Annotated in this window: 13 protein-coding genes and 1 other RNA gene; 1 reads left to right on the top strand and 13 read right to left on the bottom strand. The window is 64.8% G+C overall.

What is annotated here, in order from left to right; translation table 11 throughout:
- Positions 1 to 26: 26 nt before the first annotated feature.
- The 13 genes from glnL to ompA form a co-directional block, all read right to left on the bottom strand.
- A complete protein-coding gene (glnL, locus tag AC099J_RS10870; protein WP_479615467.1) occupies positions 27 to 1,118 on the bottom strand; it encodes a nitrogen regulation protein NR(II) in 1,092 nt (363 codons plus the stop codon).
- Positions 1,115 to 1,597, bottom strand: a complete 483-nt coding sequence (locus AC099J_RS10875) for a hypothetical protein (protein ID WP_479615256.1) — start codon at positions 1,595 to 1,597, stop codon at positions 1,115 to 1,117. The genes glnL and AC099J_RS10875 overlap by 4 nt, the downstream gene beginning before the upstream one ends.
- Positions 1,598 to 1,732: 135 nt before the next feature.
- Positions 1,733 to 3,145 (bottom strand): type I glutamate--ammonia ligase, encoded by a 1,413-nt coding sequence (gene glnA / locus AC099J_RS10880; protein WP_479615257.1) that lies wholly within the window; start codon positions 3,143 to 3,145, stop codon positions 1,733 to 1,735.
- Positions 3,146 to 3,361: 216 nt separating this feature from the next.
- Complete coding sequence (locus AC099J_RS10885; RefSeq protein WP_479615258.1) at positions 3,362 to 4,198, bottom strand: competence/damage-inducible protein A; 837 nt, start codon at positions 4,196 to 4,198, stop codon at positions 3,362 to 3,364.
- A complete protein-coding gene (locus AC099J_RS10890; RefSeq protein WP_479615259.1) occupies positions 4,170 to 5,033 on the bottom strand; it encodes an EI24 domain-containing protein in 864 nt (287 codons plus the stop codon). Before AC099J_RS10890 ends, AC099J_RS10885 begins: the two co-directional genes overlap by 29 nt.
- A 103-nt stretch (positions 5,034 to 5,136) precedes the next feature.
- Positions 5,137 to 6,105: a sterol desaturase family protein gene (locus AC099J_RS10895; protein ID WP_479615260.1), complete on the bottom strand. Its 969-nt coding sequence runs from the start codon at positions 6,103 to 6,105 to the stop codon at positions 5,137 to 5,139.
- Positions 6,093 to 6,935 (bottom strand): polysaccharide deacetylase family protein, encoded by an 843-nt coding sequence (locus AC099J_RS10900; RefSeq protein WP_479615261.1) that lies wholly within the window; start codon positions 6,933 to 6,935, stop codon positions 6,093 to 6,095. Before AC099J_RS10900 ends, AC099J_RS10895 begins: the two co-directional genes overlap by 13 nt.
- Positions 6,922 to 7,878, bottom strand: coding sequence for a YncE family protein (locus AC099J_RS10905; protein WP_479615262.1), 957 nt, complete (start codon positions 7,876 to 7,878; stop codon positions 6,922 to 6,924). Before AC099J_RS10905 ends, AC099J_RS10900 begins: the two co-directional genes overlap by 14 nt.
- Before the next feature lie 86 nt (positions 7,879 to 7,964).
- Entirely contained in the window at positions 7,965 to 8,720 is a 756-nt protein-coding gene (locus AC099J_RS10910; protein WP_479615263.1) for a 16S rRNA pseudouridine(516) synthase, read from the bottom strand.
- 66 nt (positions 8,721 to 8,786) lie between these two features.
- Positions 8,787 to 9,173, bottom strand: a transfer-messenger RNA (tmRNA) gene (ssrA, locus tag AC099J_RS10915).
- A gap of 7 nt (positions 9,174 to 9,180) precedes the next feature.
- Positions 9,181 to 9,867: an HAD-IA family hydrolase gene (locus AC099J_RS10920; RefSeq protein WP_479615468.1), complete on the bottom strand. Its 687-nt coding sequence runs from the start codon at positions 9,865 to 9,867 to the stop codon at positions 9,181 to 9,183.
- Positions 9,857 to 10,585, bottom strand: coding sequence for a bifunctional 2-polyprenyl-6-hydroxyphenol methylase/3-demethylubiquinol 3-O-methyltransferase UbiG (gene ubiG, locus AC099J_RS10925; RefSeq protein WP_479615264.1), 729 nt, complete (start codon positions 10,583 to 10,585; stop codon positions 9,857 to 9,859). Before ubiG ends, AC099J_RS10920 begins: the two co-directional genes overlap by 11 nt.
- Before the next feature lie 82 nt (positions 10,586 to 10,667).
- Entirely contained in the window at positions 10,668 to 11,324 is a 657-nt protein-coding gene (ompA, locus tag AC099J_RS10930; protein ID WP_479615265.1) for an outer membrane protein OmpA, read from the bottom strand.
- Positions 11,325 to 11,538: 214 nt separating this feature from the next.
- Here ompA and gyrA point away from each other — a divergent pair, with 214 nt between their 5' ends.
- On the top strand, positions 11,539 to 14,184 hold the full coding sequence (gene gyrA, locus AC099J_RS10935; RefSeq protein WP_479615266.1) for a DNA gyrase subunit A: 2,646 nt from the start codon (positions 11,539 to 11,541) through the stop codon (positions 14,182 to 14,184).
- The last annotated feature ends 19 nt before the right edge of the window (positions 14,185 to 14,203 follow it).

Raw genomic sequence — 14,203 nt, forward strand, 5'->3', positions numbered from 1 at the left:
TGTCGTTCCTCGGGTCGGGCCACCGGCTAGGGCAGCGGGATCAGTAGTTTGAAATCTGTGCGGCCCGGTACGCTGTCGCACTCGATCAACCCGTGGTGCTGCTGCACGAAGGTCTGCGCCAGCGTGAGCCCCAAACCCGATCCGCCTTCCCTGCCCGACACCAGCGGATAGAAGATGCGCCCTTTGATCGACTCCGGGACTCCCGGTCCGTTGTCGATGACATGCAATTCCAGTGCCAATCGGTAGCGCTGCTTGCCGAATGTGGTCTGCCGCGCGATGCGGGTGCGCAGCACGATCTCACCCTCGCCCGCGGCGATGCGATCACCCAGCGCCTGCGATGCGTTGTGCACGATGTTCAGCACGGCCTGGATCAGCTGTTCGCGGTCGCCGCGGAACTCGGGGATCGAGGTGTCGTAATCGCGCACCACGCGCAGCCCGCGCGGAAACTCGGCCATGATCAGCGAGCGCACGCGTTCGCAGACCTCGTGGATGTTGACGTCGCCCACCACATGCGGGCGGCGGTGTGGCGCCAGCAGGCGGTCGACCAAGCTCTGCAGCCGGTCGGCCTCATGGATGATGACCTGGGTGTATTCGATCAGCTCGCGCGAGTCGATCTCCATCTCCAGCAACTGCGCTGCGCCGCGGATGCCGCCCAGCGGGTTCTTGATCTCGTGGGCCAGGTTGCGGATGAGCTCCTTGTTGGCCTGGGCCTGGTCGATCAGGCGCTCTTCACGGTCTTGCTTGGCCTGCTGCTCCAGCGGCAGCAGCTCGATGACGATCTCATCGGGCCGCTCGGTCTGGGCGACCACCACATGCACCGGGATCGGGTCGTGGCTGGCGCGCTTGAGCCAGGCCTCGTAGCGCAGCGCGGCGAACTCGTTGCTGCCCGCGCCTTCCAGTGCGCTTTGCAGCAGGTGCGGCTCGGTGAAGAAGTCGGGGAAGTGCGACCCCTCGATGGTGCGGCGGGAAAATCCCAGCGCGTCTTCGAGCGCCGCGTTGGCGAACAGCACCGAGCCGTTGCCGCGCACCACGGCCACCAGCGTGGCCAGCAGGTCGAACGCGCGGAAGCGGGTGGCGAACGAATCGGGCAAAGGAGGCTTTGAGGGGCCCACGGTCAGCGCGGCGCCGGCAGACGCGCGATCTCGCGCTTGATGCCGGCGATGTCGCTGTCGACGCGGGCGATGGCGGCCTTCATCTCGGCCACACGGTCCAGATAGCGCTGGTAGTTGCGTGACTCGATGCCGATCTTTTCAGGCTCGCCATTGTTGTACTCCTTCAGCAGCTCGGCCTGCCGGGTCTCTGCCTTCTTGAGCTCGGACTCCAGGATCATGCGCGCCTCCGCGTCGCGCGTGCGCTGCAGCGACTCGTCAAAACGCGGCGCGGAGCTGGGCGCGCGCACGGGTGCGGCGGCCTTGGCCGGCGGCGGCCCCTCGATCACCGTCACGTTGCCGCCCTCCACCAGCTTGCAGCCACGCGATTGGGCGTCCCGCGCATCGCGGATGTTGTTGGTGTATTCGTTGCCGCAGCGGTAGACCTGGCCCCAGGCATTGCCCGCCAGCAAGGCGGCGATCAGCGTCAAGACGGTTGCGTAATTCATGCTCTCAATCAGGCTCAGGATAGGTCGCGTTTCAGTCAACATTGGATAGTAGCGCGCCAATGAAAAAGGACGGCTTGCGCCGTCCTTGCCTGAGAGTCCAGGGGGCCGCCGCAAGTTGCAGCGGCCGCGCCTGGATTACAGCGAGTAGTACATGTCGTATTCGACCGGCGAGACGGCCATGCGAAAGCGCGTGACTTCGGACATCTTCAGTTCGATGTAGGCATCGATCATGGTGTCCGTGAACACGCCGCCCTTGGTCAGGAAGCTGCGGCCCTTGTCCAGGTACTCCAGCGCCTGGTCCAGGCTGTGGCAGACGGTGGGGATCAGCGCGTCTTCTTCCGGCGGCAGGTGGTACAGGTCCTTGGTGGCGGCTTCGCCGGGGTGGATCTTGTTTTCCACGCCGTCCAGGCCGGCCATCATCAAGGCCGAGAAGCCCAGGTACGGGTTGCACAGTGGGTCGGGGAAGCGCGCTTCGATGCGGCGGCCCTTGGGGTTCGCCACGAACGGAATGCGGATCGAGGCCGAGCGGTTCTTGGCCGAATAGGCCAGCTTCACCGGCGCTTCGTAGCCGGGCACCAGACGCTTGTAGCTATTGGTGCCAGGGTTGGTGATGGCGTTCAGCGCGCGGGCGTGCTTGATGATGCCGCCGATGTAGTACAGCGCGAAGTCGGACAGGCCGGCGTAGCCGTCACCGGCGAACAGGTTCTTGCCGTCCTTCCAGATGGACTGGTGCACGTGCATGCCGGAGCCGTTGTCGCCCACCATGGGCTTGGGCATGAAGGTCGCCGTCTTGCCGTAGGCGTTGGCGACGTTGTGGACCACGTACTTGAGCAGGATGGTCCAGTCGGCGCGCTCGACCAGCGTGCTGAACTTGGTGCCCAGCTCGTTCTGGCCGGACGCCACTTCGTGGTGGTGCACTTCGACCGGGATGCCCATGGATTCGAGAATCAGCGACATCTCCGAACGCATGTCCTGGGCGCTGTCCACCGGGGGCACGGGAAAGTAGCCGCCCTTGACAGTGGGACGGTGGCCGCGGTTGCCGCCTTCGAGCTTGCTGCCGGTGTTCCAGGGGCCTTCGTATTCGTCGATCTCGAAGAACGCGCCGGACATTTCATTGCCCCAGCGCACGCCGTCGAAGATGAAGAATTCGGGCTCTGGTCCGAAGTAGGCGGTGTCGCCCAGGCCGGATGCCTTCAGGTAGGCTTCGGCGCGCTTGGCGATGGAGCGGGGGTCGCGGTCGTAGGCCTTGCCGTCGGCGGGGTCGACCACGTCGCAGTTCATGAACAGCGTGGTTTCTTCGTAGAACGGGTCGATGTTGGCCGTGTCTGCGTCGGGCATGAGCTGCATGTCCGAGGCTTCGATGCCCTTCCAGCCGGCGATGGACGAACCGTCGAAGGCGTGACCCGACGTGAACTTGTCTTCATCGAAATGGGACACGGGCACGGTCACGTGCTGTTCCTTGCCACGGGTATCGGTGAAGCGGAAATCAACGAACTTGACTTCGTTTTCCTTCACCATTTTCATGACGTCTGCGACGGTCTTTGCCATCAAATGCTCCTGCGGTTGGGGTTGGGTCTAAACAAGGACGAAAGGTGGGGTAGCAGGTTCCATGCCATTGGCCGGCGCACCAAAACACTGCGACTGTCCGATGGCGATCAAAGCGCAGGCCCTCGGCGGGCGGCCTGCGAACGCGATCTGGCGGCCCGGGGAAGTCAGTTTACGCACTCGAACCGTGCGTTTGGACGGGCGCACCAAAATAGAGAATCAAGGCCGCACCAATTCAGGGCCGAGTGGTGCTTGCAGTTCAAGCAGCCCCGCCCGCACATCGGCATAGGCAGGATCGACCGCAGCCGGCGCGCCTTTGACACCCAGCTCGATGTGTCGCCCGTGCGTCGGGTGGTCCACGCTGGGCAGGCTGAAGATCTTGACGCCGGGGTGCGCGTGTTCCACGCGCTCCATCAGAGGCACCAGGGCCGATTCCATGGCGCCGTAGACGATGACCGAGCGCTCGACCCACGCGTCGCGCTGAAACAGTGCGGCGTAGTGCGCGTCCAGGACGTTCTCGATCATCGGCCAGGCCATGACCGGAAAGCCGGGCACGAAATGCACATGGCCGACGCTGAAGCCGGGGATCTTGTTGTACGGGTTGGCGATGATGCGCGCGCCCTCGGGGAACACACCCATGTTCAGCCGGTGCACGTTGTCGGGGCGGTCGGGTTCGTAGGGCTTGCCCTGCTCGCGCGCCATGTCCTGCATGCGCTCGCGGATCAGCACTTCGGCTTCGGGGTGCAGCACCAGCGGCACGCCCAGCGCACTGGCCGCGCACTGGCGGGTGTGGTCGTCCGGCGTGGCGCCGATGCCGCCGCAGGAGAACACCAGGTCGCCCGACGCGAAGGCCCGTGCAAGCGTGGCGGCTATGCGCTCGGGCGCGTCGCCCACGTAGTCGGCATAGGCCAGCTGCAGGCCACGCGCGCCCAGAAGCTCGATGACCTTGGCCATGTGCTTGTCGACGCGCTTGCCGGAGAGGATTTCGTCGCCGACGATCACCATGCCGATGGTGCGCGGCAAGTCTTCAGGGAGGCGGGAGGGAGGTGGATGCATGGGGGTGTGTGGGATGGCTGGGGGTGGCGACGGGCTCCAGCAGGACGGGGCCGGCACCCGACCAGGCGGGCGCGGCTGGCACGACCTGCACGGCGCCCTGTTGCGCGCGCAGGGTCTGCAGTGCGGCCAGGGTGTAGTGCGTGAACCAGAGTGCCGAGAACGCGAAGACCAGGGTGTAGATCCACACGGCAATCGGGATCAGCACCGGCGCCAGCGGGATGGCCAGTGCGCCCCAGGCCCAGAGCAGGGCTGGCGCGGCGCCCAGATACCCCGTCAGCACGCCCAGCACCAGCAGCGTGACCCGGTGTTCGCGGACCAGCTCGGCGCGCTCGGCGCGGCTGGCATGGTCGGACAGCACGTCATAGGTCATCACGCGGTAGGTCAGCCAGCCCCAGATCAGCGGCGGCAGCACCAGCACCAGCGGCGGAATCAGCCACAGCGGCACCGACAGCACGAGCAGCAGCAACGCCAGCACGGTCGCCCACAGGCCACCGAACACACTGCCGATGAACGAGCCGCCGTGGCGCTTTTCCAGTGCGGGAAAGCGCCGGTCGGACACCAGGGCGACGACGGACGGCGTCATCAACGCTGCCACCAGCAGCAACGAGGTGACCACGATCAGCGGGATCACCAGCATCGCCACCAGCAAGGGCGCGATCCAGGCCTGCACCTGGCCCCAGCCGACGCCCTGCAGCCAGGTCATGGCGGTGCCGAACACCGGCCAGCTCTCCAGCCAGGTCCGCACGGAGAGCACGGTGGATTCCCAGAAGAAATAGCCCAGGCCCAGGGCCAGCCCGGCGATCAACACCAGTGGCAGCAGGGACAGCGCGATCACGCGCGGGTGAAGGCAATAGGCGGCGGCCCGCCAAAAGGAGTCAAGCAGCAGTCGCATGCAGCAAGGATACCCCGGCCCATGCCGGCTGCGCGGGCAACCGGGCTCAGCCGCGGCCAACCAGTCGCGACAGGCCCAGCCATTGCTGGGACCAGAAGCCCCGGCCGTAGTCGCGCAGGCCGGTAGGGCCGGGCTCCACCTGGTCGCGAATGCCGGTTGGGTCGTAGCGCTGTGCGAAATCGGCTGTGCCGAACAGCACATCCCACCACGGCAGCAGCACGCTGAAATTGCAGCCGCCCAACGTTCCGCGCCCCTGCGATTCATGGCCGACGCCGATGCTGTGGTGATGCCGGTGAAAACGCGGGCTGACCCACAGCCGCTCGCCCACCGCGCCGAACCACAGGCGCACGTTGGCGTGGTGCAGATTCTCGGACAACTGGGCCAGCGCCACGATGGCGACGAACTGGCCAGGACCGACGCCGATCAACTGCGCCACGACGACGAGGATGGCATCGCGCAGCAGGTCGTCGAGCAGATGGTTGCGGCTGTCGCTCCACATCGTCATCTGACGCTGCGAATGGTGCAGCGCATGCAGGCTCCACCACCAGCGAAAGCCGTGCTGGCCGCGGTGGATCCAGTAGTCCACAAAGTCGAATGCCACCAGGTACAACAGGAAGCTGACCCACGCCACATCGGTGACGCCCGGCCACACGCCATCGAGGTGGAAGGTACCAAGGCCGGCCACCCGCAGCCAGCCGAACACCTCGTCCATCCAGGGTTCGAGCGTGAAGAACAGCAGCAACCGGAACAGGCCGAGCCGGTGCAGCAGGGTGTAGAGGATGTCGGTGCGGATGGCCGCGCGGTCGCGCACGGGCTCCACCGGCCACAGCCGCTGCAACGGGCCAATGACCAGCAGCAGCACCACGATTTGCAACAGGCCGACGAGCAACCAGCCGGTACCCGCAAAGGCCTCTTCGAGCCGGCCGCCCAGCCCGATGGCAAAGCACAATGGCTGCACGACCGTTTCGAACAGCCACTGCTGGGCCAGGCCGAATGCGTCCGTCAGCGCGCCCACGGCTTGTCCTGCTGGGCCGCGATCCATTTGCCGAATTCAGGGTGCTCGCGCAGCGTCGAGAAGCAGAACCCCTTGGCCTTCAGGCCGACGATCAAGGGCTCCAGCACCGCCGGCGCCCAGGGATCCTTGCGCGACCAGATGCCCAGGTGGGCAAGCAGGATCTGGCCGGCCCGGATGTCCCGCAGCGCACGGTCCAGCAGCAGCTGGTTCGGAAACTTCTCGCTCGACAGCTCATCGCCGAGGAAACCGGCTGGCGCCCAGCCGACATGGGCGTAGCCGCAACTGCGCGCCGCAGCGATCAGTTGCGGGGAGATGCGGCCGCCCGGCGCGCGGTACAGCGGCAACGGCGGCTGGCCGGTGATGGCGGCGAGCCGGCGGGCAGCGCGGGAGATCTCTTCGCAGTACTGCGGCGCCGTGACCAGCCGGCTCTGCCCCACCAGCGGTCCCGTGGAGGCACGCACGCGAAAACGCGGCGTGCCGTCACGCGCGGGCGCAACGTCGGCCGTCCAGTAGAGATGGTCGTAGGTGTGCGAGGCGAAGGCATGGCCTTCTTGCGCCCGTTCGCGCCACCATGGCGCCCAGTCGTCCCCCAGGCTGCCGTCGCCGGTCTGCGTGGATTCGTTCGCGGCGAAAAATGTGGCGTGCACCTCATGGCGCTTGAGCACATCGGCCACCAGCCCGGCGATGCCCATGTGCCCGGTATCGAAGGTCAGGTACAGGGGCTTGGCGCAGGTGGCCGCATGGCCGGCACCGCCCGCGAGCAAGGCGCCAGCGACAGCCGCCAGCACCGGCGTGCGCCACTTTGATCTGGAGGGTTCACCGTGACGCATGGTCGAGCGTCCAGACCCCGTGCGGCGAGCGCCCGACCGCGACCTGGCGCAACAGCTTGCCTGCCTGCAGGTCGATGACGCTCAGCTTGCGGGCCCAGCGGGAGGTGACGAACAGCAGCTTGCCATCGGCCGACACGTCCATGCAGTCCGGGCCGCCTGGCGCAGGGAAGCCGCCCACGACTTCGAGCGTCTGCAGGTCGATCTTGCTGATGGTGTTGGCCACACGGTTGCTGACGAAGACATGGCGCTTGTCACCGGCCGCGCGAAACGCGTGCGCGCCGGTGCCGGTCTTGAGCGTGCGCAGCAAGCGCGGCTCGCGCGCGGAGACGTCGAACACCTGCACGCTGTCGCCACCCGTCAGCGCCACGAGCAAGGTCTTGTCGTCGGCGGTGCCGTAGACATCGGCGGGGGTAGAGCCGGTGGCCACGCGCCAACGCACGGTCTGCGTGGACAGGTCCAGCGCGATCAGCTCATCGCTGTCTTGCATCGTCACGTAGGCCGTGGTGCTCTTGCTGTCGATCCACATGTGGCTGGGCGTCTTGCTGGTGGCCACGCGTTTGACGAGCTGAACGTCGTGTCCGTTCCATCGGTAGACATCGACATGGTTCAGCCGGTTGGCGGCGATCACCAGCCATTTCATGTCCGGCGAGAAGCGCAAGTGGTAGGGATCGAGAATGCCCGTCACCACCCGCTGTACCTGGGCCGTCCGTGGGTCCAGGAAGGTCAGCGAATCGCCCAGCGCGTTGGCCACAATGAGCGATTTCTCGTCCGGCGTGAGGTACAGGTGATGCGGCTCCTTGCCGGTCGGAATGCGCGCAGTTTCTTGCCAGGTCACCGGGTCGATCACGCTGACGGAGGCATCCAGCGAATTGAGCACGAACAGCGGGTGCACCTGCGCCACGGCCGCCAACGGCAACCACACGAGCAGCCATGCCAGGAGCAACCTGACCAGAAAGGACAGCGACGACTTCACAGGGACCCTTGAAACGAGGCGGAAGTGTAGCCGTGGGCGCAACGCTGGTCGCGCGCTCAGGACGTGGCCACCAAGGCCTGCAGATCGGCCGGTCGCAGCCAACGCCATTGGCCCGGCGCCAGGTCGGCCGGTAATGCGAGTGCGCCGATGCGCGAGCGGTGCAGCGCCTCGACCCGGTTGCCGACGGCGGCCAGCATGCGCTTGACCTGGTGGTACTTGCCGCTGGTCAGCGTCAGCCGCAGGTGCAAGGCCTCGCCGTCGGCGTCCACGATCTCGGCACCGGCCGCCTGCACGGGGTGCGGGTCGTCGTCGAGTACGACGCCCTTCAACAAGGCGTCCGTCTGCCGCGCGTCGAGCCGGTGCTTGGCGCGCACCTCATACACCTTGGGTACAAGCTTGCGCGGCGAACTCATGCGGTGGATGAACTGACCGTCGTCGCTCAGCAGCAGCAGGCCTGTAGTGTCCTGGTCCAGCCGCCCGACCGACTGCACGCCCTGGATCGCGCTCTTCTGCGGTCTCTGGCGCAACGGCGCCGGCAGCAGGGTGTAGATGCTGGGATAGGTGGACGGCTTTTGCGAGCATTCCGTGGCCGCAGGCTTGTGCAGCATCACGTAGGCCTTCTCGAAGAACTCCCAGTCCACGCCCTGCACGCAAAAGCGCAAGCCCACGGGCGCGAACTCGCGGGCCGAGTCGGTGCAGCCGACGGCCTCGCCCCCGTCTTCGTAGACGCTGACGAGACCCTGCTGGACGAGGCCGGCGCACACCCGGCGCGTGCCGAAACCTTGTGAATAAAGAATGTCTTGCAGCTGCATGGAGTGGGACGCCGTCACAAAAGAAAGGGCCGCCCGTCATGGAACGGGCGGCCCTGTCAGGGGAGGTGGTGGAGCTGGGGGGATTCGAACCCCCGTCCGCAAGCCATCTTCGAGCAGATCTACATGTTTAGTGGTCTGATTTGAATCTCACTTCCTGGAGCGCGCAGCCACACGCTATCCAGGACGCCAGCACCCTATTGTCTTGCCCCTGACCAAGGTACCCGGTCCGGAGCCAGCCGATGAAATTATCTTTACAGCCGGGAGCGCTCAACTTGCGTCAAGAACCCCTTGCCCAGCCCATCGGCCTGCTGTTGTAAAGCTCACTGGCAATTAAGCAGCGAGTGCGAAACGTTCGTCGTTTGCAGTTAGTTTGTTTGAATCTGTTTTACGAGCGCATTCAGCTCGACATGCACCACAACGATTCCGAACCCACGTCGAAACCAATGCAGCCCCAAGTTTTCTATTTTAGGCCACTCACGGGGTTTGCAAGAGCCAGCAGCGACAACAGTTCCAACGGCTCGGTGATGCTGCCGTCCGCACCCCAGCCTGCGGTCTCGGCGGCGTGCCCCAGGTAGCCATATGCGGCGACCACCGTGCCCATGCCGGCCGCCTTGCCAGCCGTAATGTCGCGCGCATCGTCGCCGACATAGATGCACGATGCCGGCGACACGCCCAGCCGCCGCGCGGCCTCCAGCAACGGAGCGGGATGCGGCTTGCTGAACGGCGTGGTGTCGCCGCTCACCAACACGCCGCTGGACGCGAAGACCGGCAGCGCCTGCGTCAGCGGCGCAGAAAAGCGCGTCGCTTTGTTGGTCACGACGCCCCAGGCCAGGCCGTGGGCGACCAATTGGTCGATCAAGGCATTGACCCCTTCGAACACCGTCGTCTCCTGCGTCAAGCGGCCCTCGTAATTGACGAAGAACTCCTCTCGCAGCGCCGCAAAGTCCGGGTGGTCCGGCGTCATGTCGAATGCCACGCCGAGCATGCCCCGGGCGCCCGCCCCCGCCATGGCGCGGTAACGGCCGGCGCCCAACGCGGGCAGCCCACGGTCGATGCGCAACTGATCGGCGGCTGCGCCGAGGTCCGTGGCGCTGTCGACCAAGGTGCCGTCCAGGTCGAACAGCACGGCCCGCACGTCAGCGAACATGGGCATGTGCTGTGTCCTTGCGCGTGGCGACCATGTAGTTGACGCTGGTATCGCCGCTGAGCCAATAGCGCTTGGTGAGGGGGTTGTATTCCAGACCCCGCGTGTGGCTGATCGTCAGGCCCGCAGTTCGGCAGAAGGTTGCCAACTCGCTCGGCCGGATCATCTTCTCGTAGTGATGGGTGCCGCGCGGCAACAGGTTCAGCACGTACTCGGCACCAACGATGGCAAAGAGAAACGACTTGGCATTGCGGTTCAGTGTCGAGAAAAACACCCAGCCGCCAGGTCTGACGAGCCGGGCGCACGCTGCGACCACGGAGGCCGGGTCCGGCACGTGCTCCAGCATCTCCATGCAGGTCACGACATCGAAGCTTTCCGGCTGTTCTGCAGCCAGTTCCTCAGCGCTGATCTCACGATAGCGAACGTTGGGCGTCTGCGCTTCCAAGGCGTGCAGCTGGGCCACCTTCAACGCTTTGGTTGCGAGATCGACGCCCAGCACCGTGGCGCCCTGGCGCGCCATGCTATCGGCCAGGATCCCGCCACCGCAGCCGATATCCACCACGTCCTTGCCCTGAAGCGTCACCGCCTCCTGGATCCAGTTCAGCCGCAGCGGGTTGATCTGGTGCAGTGGCCGAAACTCACTCTCCGGATCCCACCATCGGTGCGCAAGATCAGAGAATTTGGCCAGTTCGGCCGGGTCAGCGTTGACATATGCGTTCATCGTTCGTCCAAAGAAAAAAGCCCGCGAGCCAAGGCCAGCGGGCTTTGCACCTGCGGCCGAAGCCGCAAGCATCTCACAGCGATCAGTTGGCGCGCGTGCCGACCACTTCGATCTCAACGCGGCGGTTCTTGGCGCGGCCTTCAGCAGTCTTGTTGTCTGCGACAGGCTGCTTCTCGCCCTTGCCTTCGGTGTAAACGCGATTGCGCTCGATGCCCTTGGTCACCAAGTAAGCCTTGACGGCTTCCGAGCGGCGGACAGACAGACGCTGGTTGTAAGCGTCGCTACCAACGGAGTCGGTGTGACCAACAGCGATGATGACTTCCAGGTTGATGCCCTTGATCTTGCCGACCAGATCGTCCAACTTGGCGCGGCCTTCAGGCTTCAGGACCGACTTGTCAAAGTCGAAGAAGGCATCAGCAGCGTACGTGACCTTGGTGGCGACAGGAGGTGCGGGCACCGGTGCGGCAGGCGCAGCTGCGGCAGGAGGTGCAGCAGGACGTGCGGCCGGTGCGGAAGGTGCAACAGCAGCAGGGGCAGCCTGGGCAACAATTGCGCCATCGCAGCCAACCGCAGCGGTAGCGGGAGTCCAGTTGCTATCGCGCCAGCACAGGGCTTGGTCGCTCGTCTTCCAGACAAGGCTGGTGTCGGAGGTACGCCAGTTGTCGACAGTTTGTGCACCCGCAGCAGTAACGAGCGCTGCCGAGGCAAACATCATCGCCACTTTATTCAATTTGTTCATGGTTCTCCTCTGGGGAAAAAGGCGCAGCAGCAGCGCTGCGAAATCTGACGTCTACAGTGACCGCCACTGAGCACGTACGAATTGATTGTGCCACACGACCCTATTGCGAACAGGGCGTAGACCGTAGGACAGAGGCCAAAACCCGGCCGTTTGTTGCGCAGGAACGACACACCCTTGACCCCTAAAATGGTCGACCTCCGCCGTTCAGACCCCTATGACCCAATTCGCTAAAGAAACCCTGCCAATCAGCCTCGAAGAGGAAATGCGGCGGAGCTATCTCGACTATGCGATGAGCGTCATCGTCGGGCGTGCGCTGCCTGATGCGCGCGATGGCTTGAAGCCGGTGCACCGTCGCGTCCTGTTCGCCATGCACGAACTGAACAACGACTGGAACCGTCCTTATAAGAAGTCTGCGCGCATCGTCGGCGATGTGATCGGCAAATATCACCCGCACGGCGACCAGTCGGTCTACGACACCATCGTGCGGATGGCGCAGGACTTCTCCATGCGGCATATGCTGGTCGATGGGCAGGGCAACTTCGGCTCGGTCGACGGCGACAACGCTGCGGCCATGCGGTACACCGAGATCCGGCTGGCGAAGATCGCGCATGAGCTGCTTGCCGATCTGGACAAGGAAACGGTCGATTTCGGCCCGAATTACGACGGCAGCGAAAAAGAGCCCTTGGTCATGCCAACGCGGCTACCCAACCTGTTGGTCAATGGCTCGGGCGGTATCGCGGTTGGCATGGCCACCAACATCCCGCCGCACAACCTGAACGAGGTCGTCGACGCCTGCCTGCACCTGCTGCGCAACCCGGACGCCAGCATCGATACGCTGATGGAGATCGTGCCGGCGCCGGACTTCCCCACGGCCGGCATCATCTACGGCATCAGCGGCGTCAAGGATGGCTACCGTACCGGCCGCGGCAAGGTGATCATGCGCGCCCGTTGCCATTTCGAGGACATCGATCGCGGCCAGCGCCAAGCCATCATCGTCGACGAACTGCCTTATCAGGTGAACAAGAAGACGCTGCAGGAGCGCATGGCCGAGCTGGTCCACGAAAAGAAGCTCGAGGGCATCAGCCACATCCAGGACGAGTCCGACAAATCCGGCATGCGGCTGGTGATCGAGCTCAAGCGCGGTGAAGTGCCCGAGGTGGTGCTGAACAACTTGTACAAGCAGACCCAGCTGCAGGACACGTTCGGCATGAACATGGTGGCGCTGGTCAACGGCCAGCCCAAGCTGTGCAATCTGAAGGATCTGGTCGAAGTCTTTCTGGACCATCGCCGTGAAGTGGTCACGCGGCGCACGGTCTTCAACCTGCGCAAGGCGCGCGACCGCGGCCACGTGCTGGAAGGTCTGGCCGTGGCGCTGGCCAACATCGACGAATTCATCCGCATCATTCGCGAGTCGCCGACGCCACCGGTCGCCAAGTCCGAGCTGATGGCCCGTTCGTGGGACAGCACGCTGGTGCGCGAGATGCTGACGCGCACACGCGCCGACGGCGGTGTCGTCAATGCAGACGACTACCGCCCCGAAGGCTTGGAGCGGATCTACGGCATGGGCCAAGACGGCCTGTACCGCTTGAGCGAAACCCAGGCCCAGGAAATTCTGCAGATGCGCCTGCAGCGCCTGACGGGTCTGGAGCAGGACAAGATCGTCGCCGAATACAAGGACGTGATGTCCGAGATCGAGGACCTGCTGGACATCCTGGCCAAGCCCGAGCGCGTCTCGGTCATCATCGGCGACGAACTTGCGGCCATCAAACAAGAGTTTGGCCAAACCAAGGTTGGCGCACGACGCAGCCATGTCGAGCACAGTTCGTTTGACCTCAGCACCGAGGATCTGATCACGCCGACGGACATGGTCGTGACCCTCTCGCATTCGGGCTACATCAAGAGCCAGCCCCTGTCCGAATACCGCGCACAGAAGCGCGGCGGGCGGGGCAAGCAGGCTACGGCGACCAAAGAAGACGACTGGATCGACCAGCTCTTCATCGCCAACACGCACGACTACATCCTGTGCTTCTCCAACCGCGGCCGACTGTATTGGCTCAAGGTCTGGGAAGCGCCACAAGGTTCGCGCGGCTCGCGCGGGCGACCGATCGTCAACATGTTCCCGTTGGCAGAAGGCGAAAAGATCACGGTCGTGTTGCCGCTGACCGGCGCCAAGCGCACATTCCCGGCCGACCAGTTCATCTTCATGGCCACGTCGATGGGCACGGTGAAGAAGACAACGCTCGACGAGTTCAGCAACCCGCGCAAGGCCGGCATCATCGCCGTCGATCTGGACGACGGCGATTATTTGATCGGTGCCGCGCTGACCGATGGCCAGCACGATGTGATGCTATTTTCCGACGGCGGCAAGGCAGTGCGCTTCGACGAAAACGACGTGCGCCCCATGGGCCGCAACACGCGCGGTGTGCGCGGCATGATGCTCGATGAAGGCCAGAGCGTGATCGCCATGCTGGTGGCCGAGGATGAGCAGCAAAGCGTGCTGACTGCCACCTTGAATGGCTACGGCAAGCGCACCAGCATCACCGAGTACACGCGCCACGGCCGCGGCACCAAAGGCATGATCGCGATCCAGCGCAGCGAGCGCAACGGCCCGGTCGTCGCGGCCACGCTGGTGCATGTGGACGACGAGATCATGCTGATCACCGACAAGGGCGTTCTGGTGCGCACGCGCGTCAGCGAGATCCGCGAGCTCGGCCGTGCCACGCAGGGTGTCACGCTGATCGGGCTGGACGAAGGCTCCAAGCTCAGCGGCCTGCAGCGTATCGTGGAGAACGATGCCAATGTTGCCCTGCCCGACGGCGACGACGAAGGCACTGACGAAGGCGAAACGCCGGCTGGCTGACCTGCCCAAGACCGGCCCC

This window comes from Rhodoferax sp. RT4P68 (genome assembly GCF_056521305.1).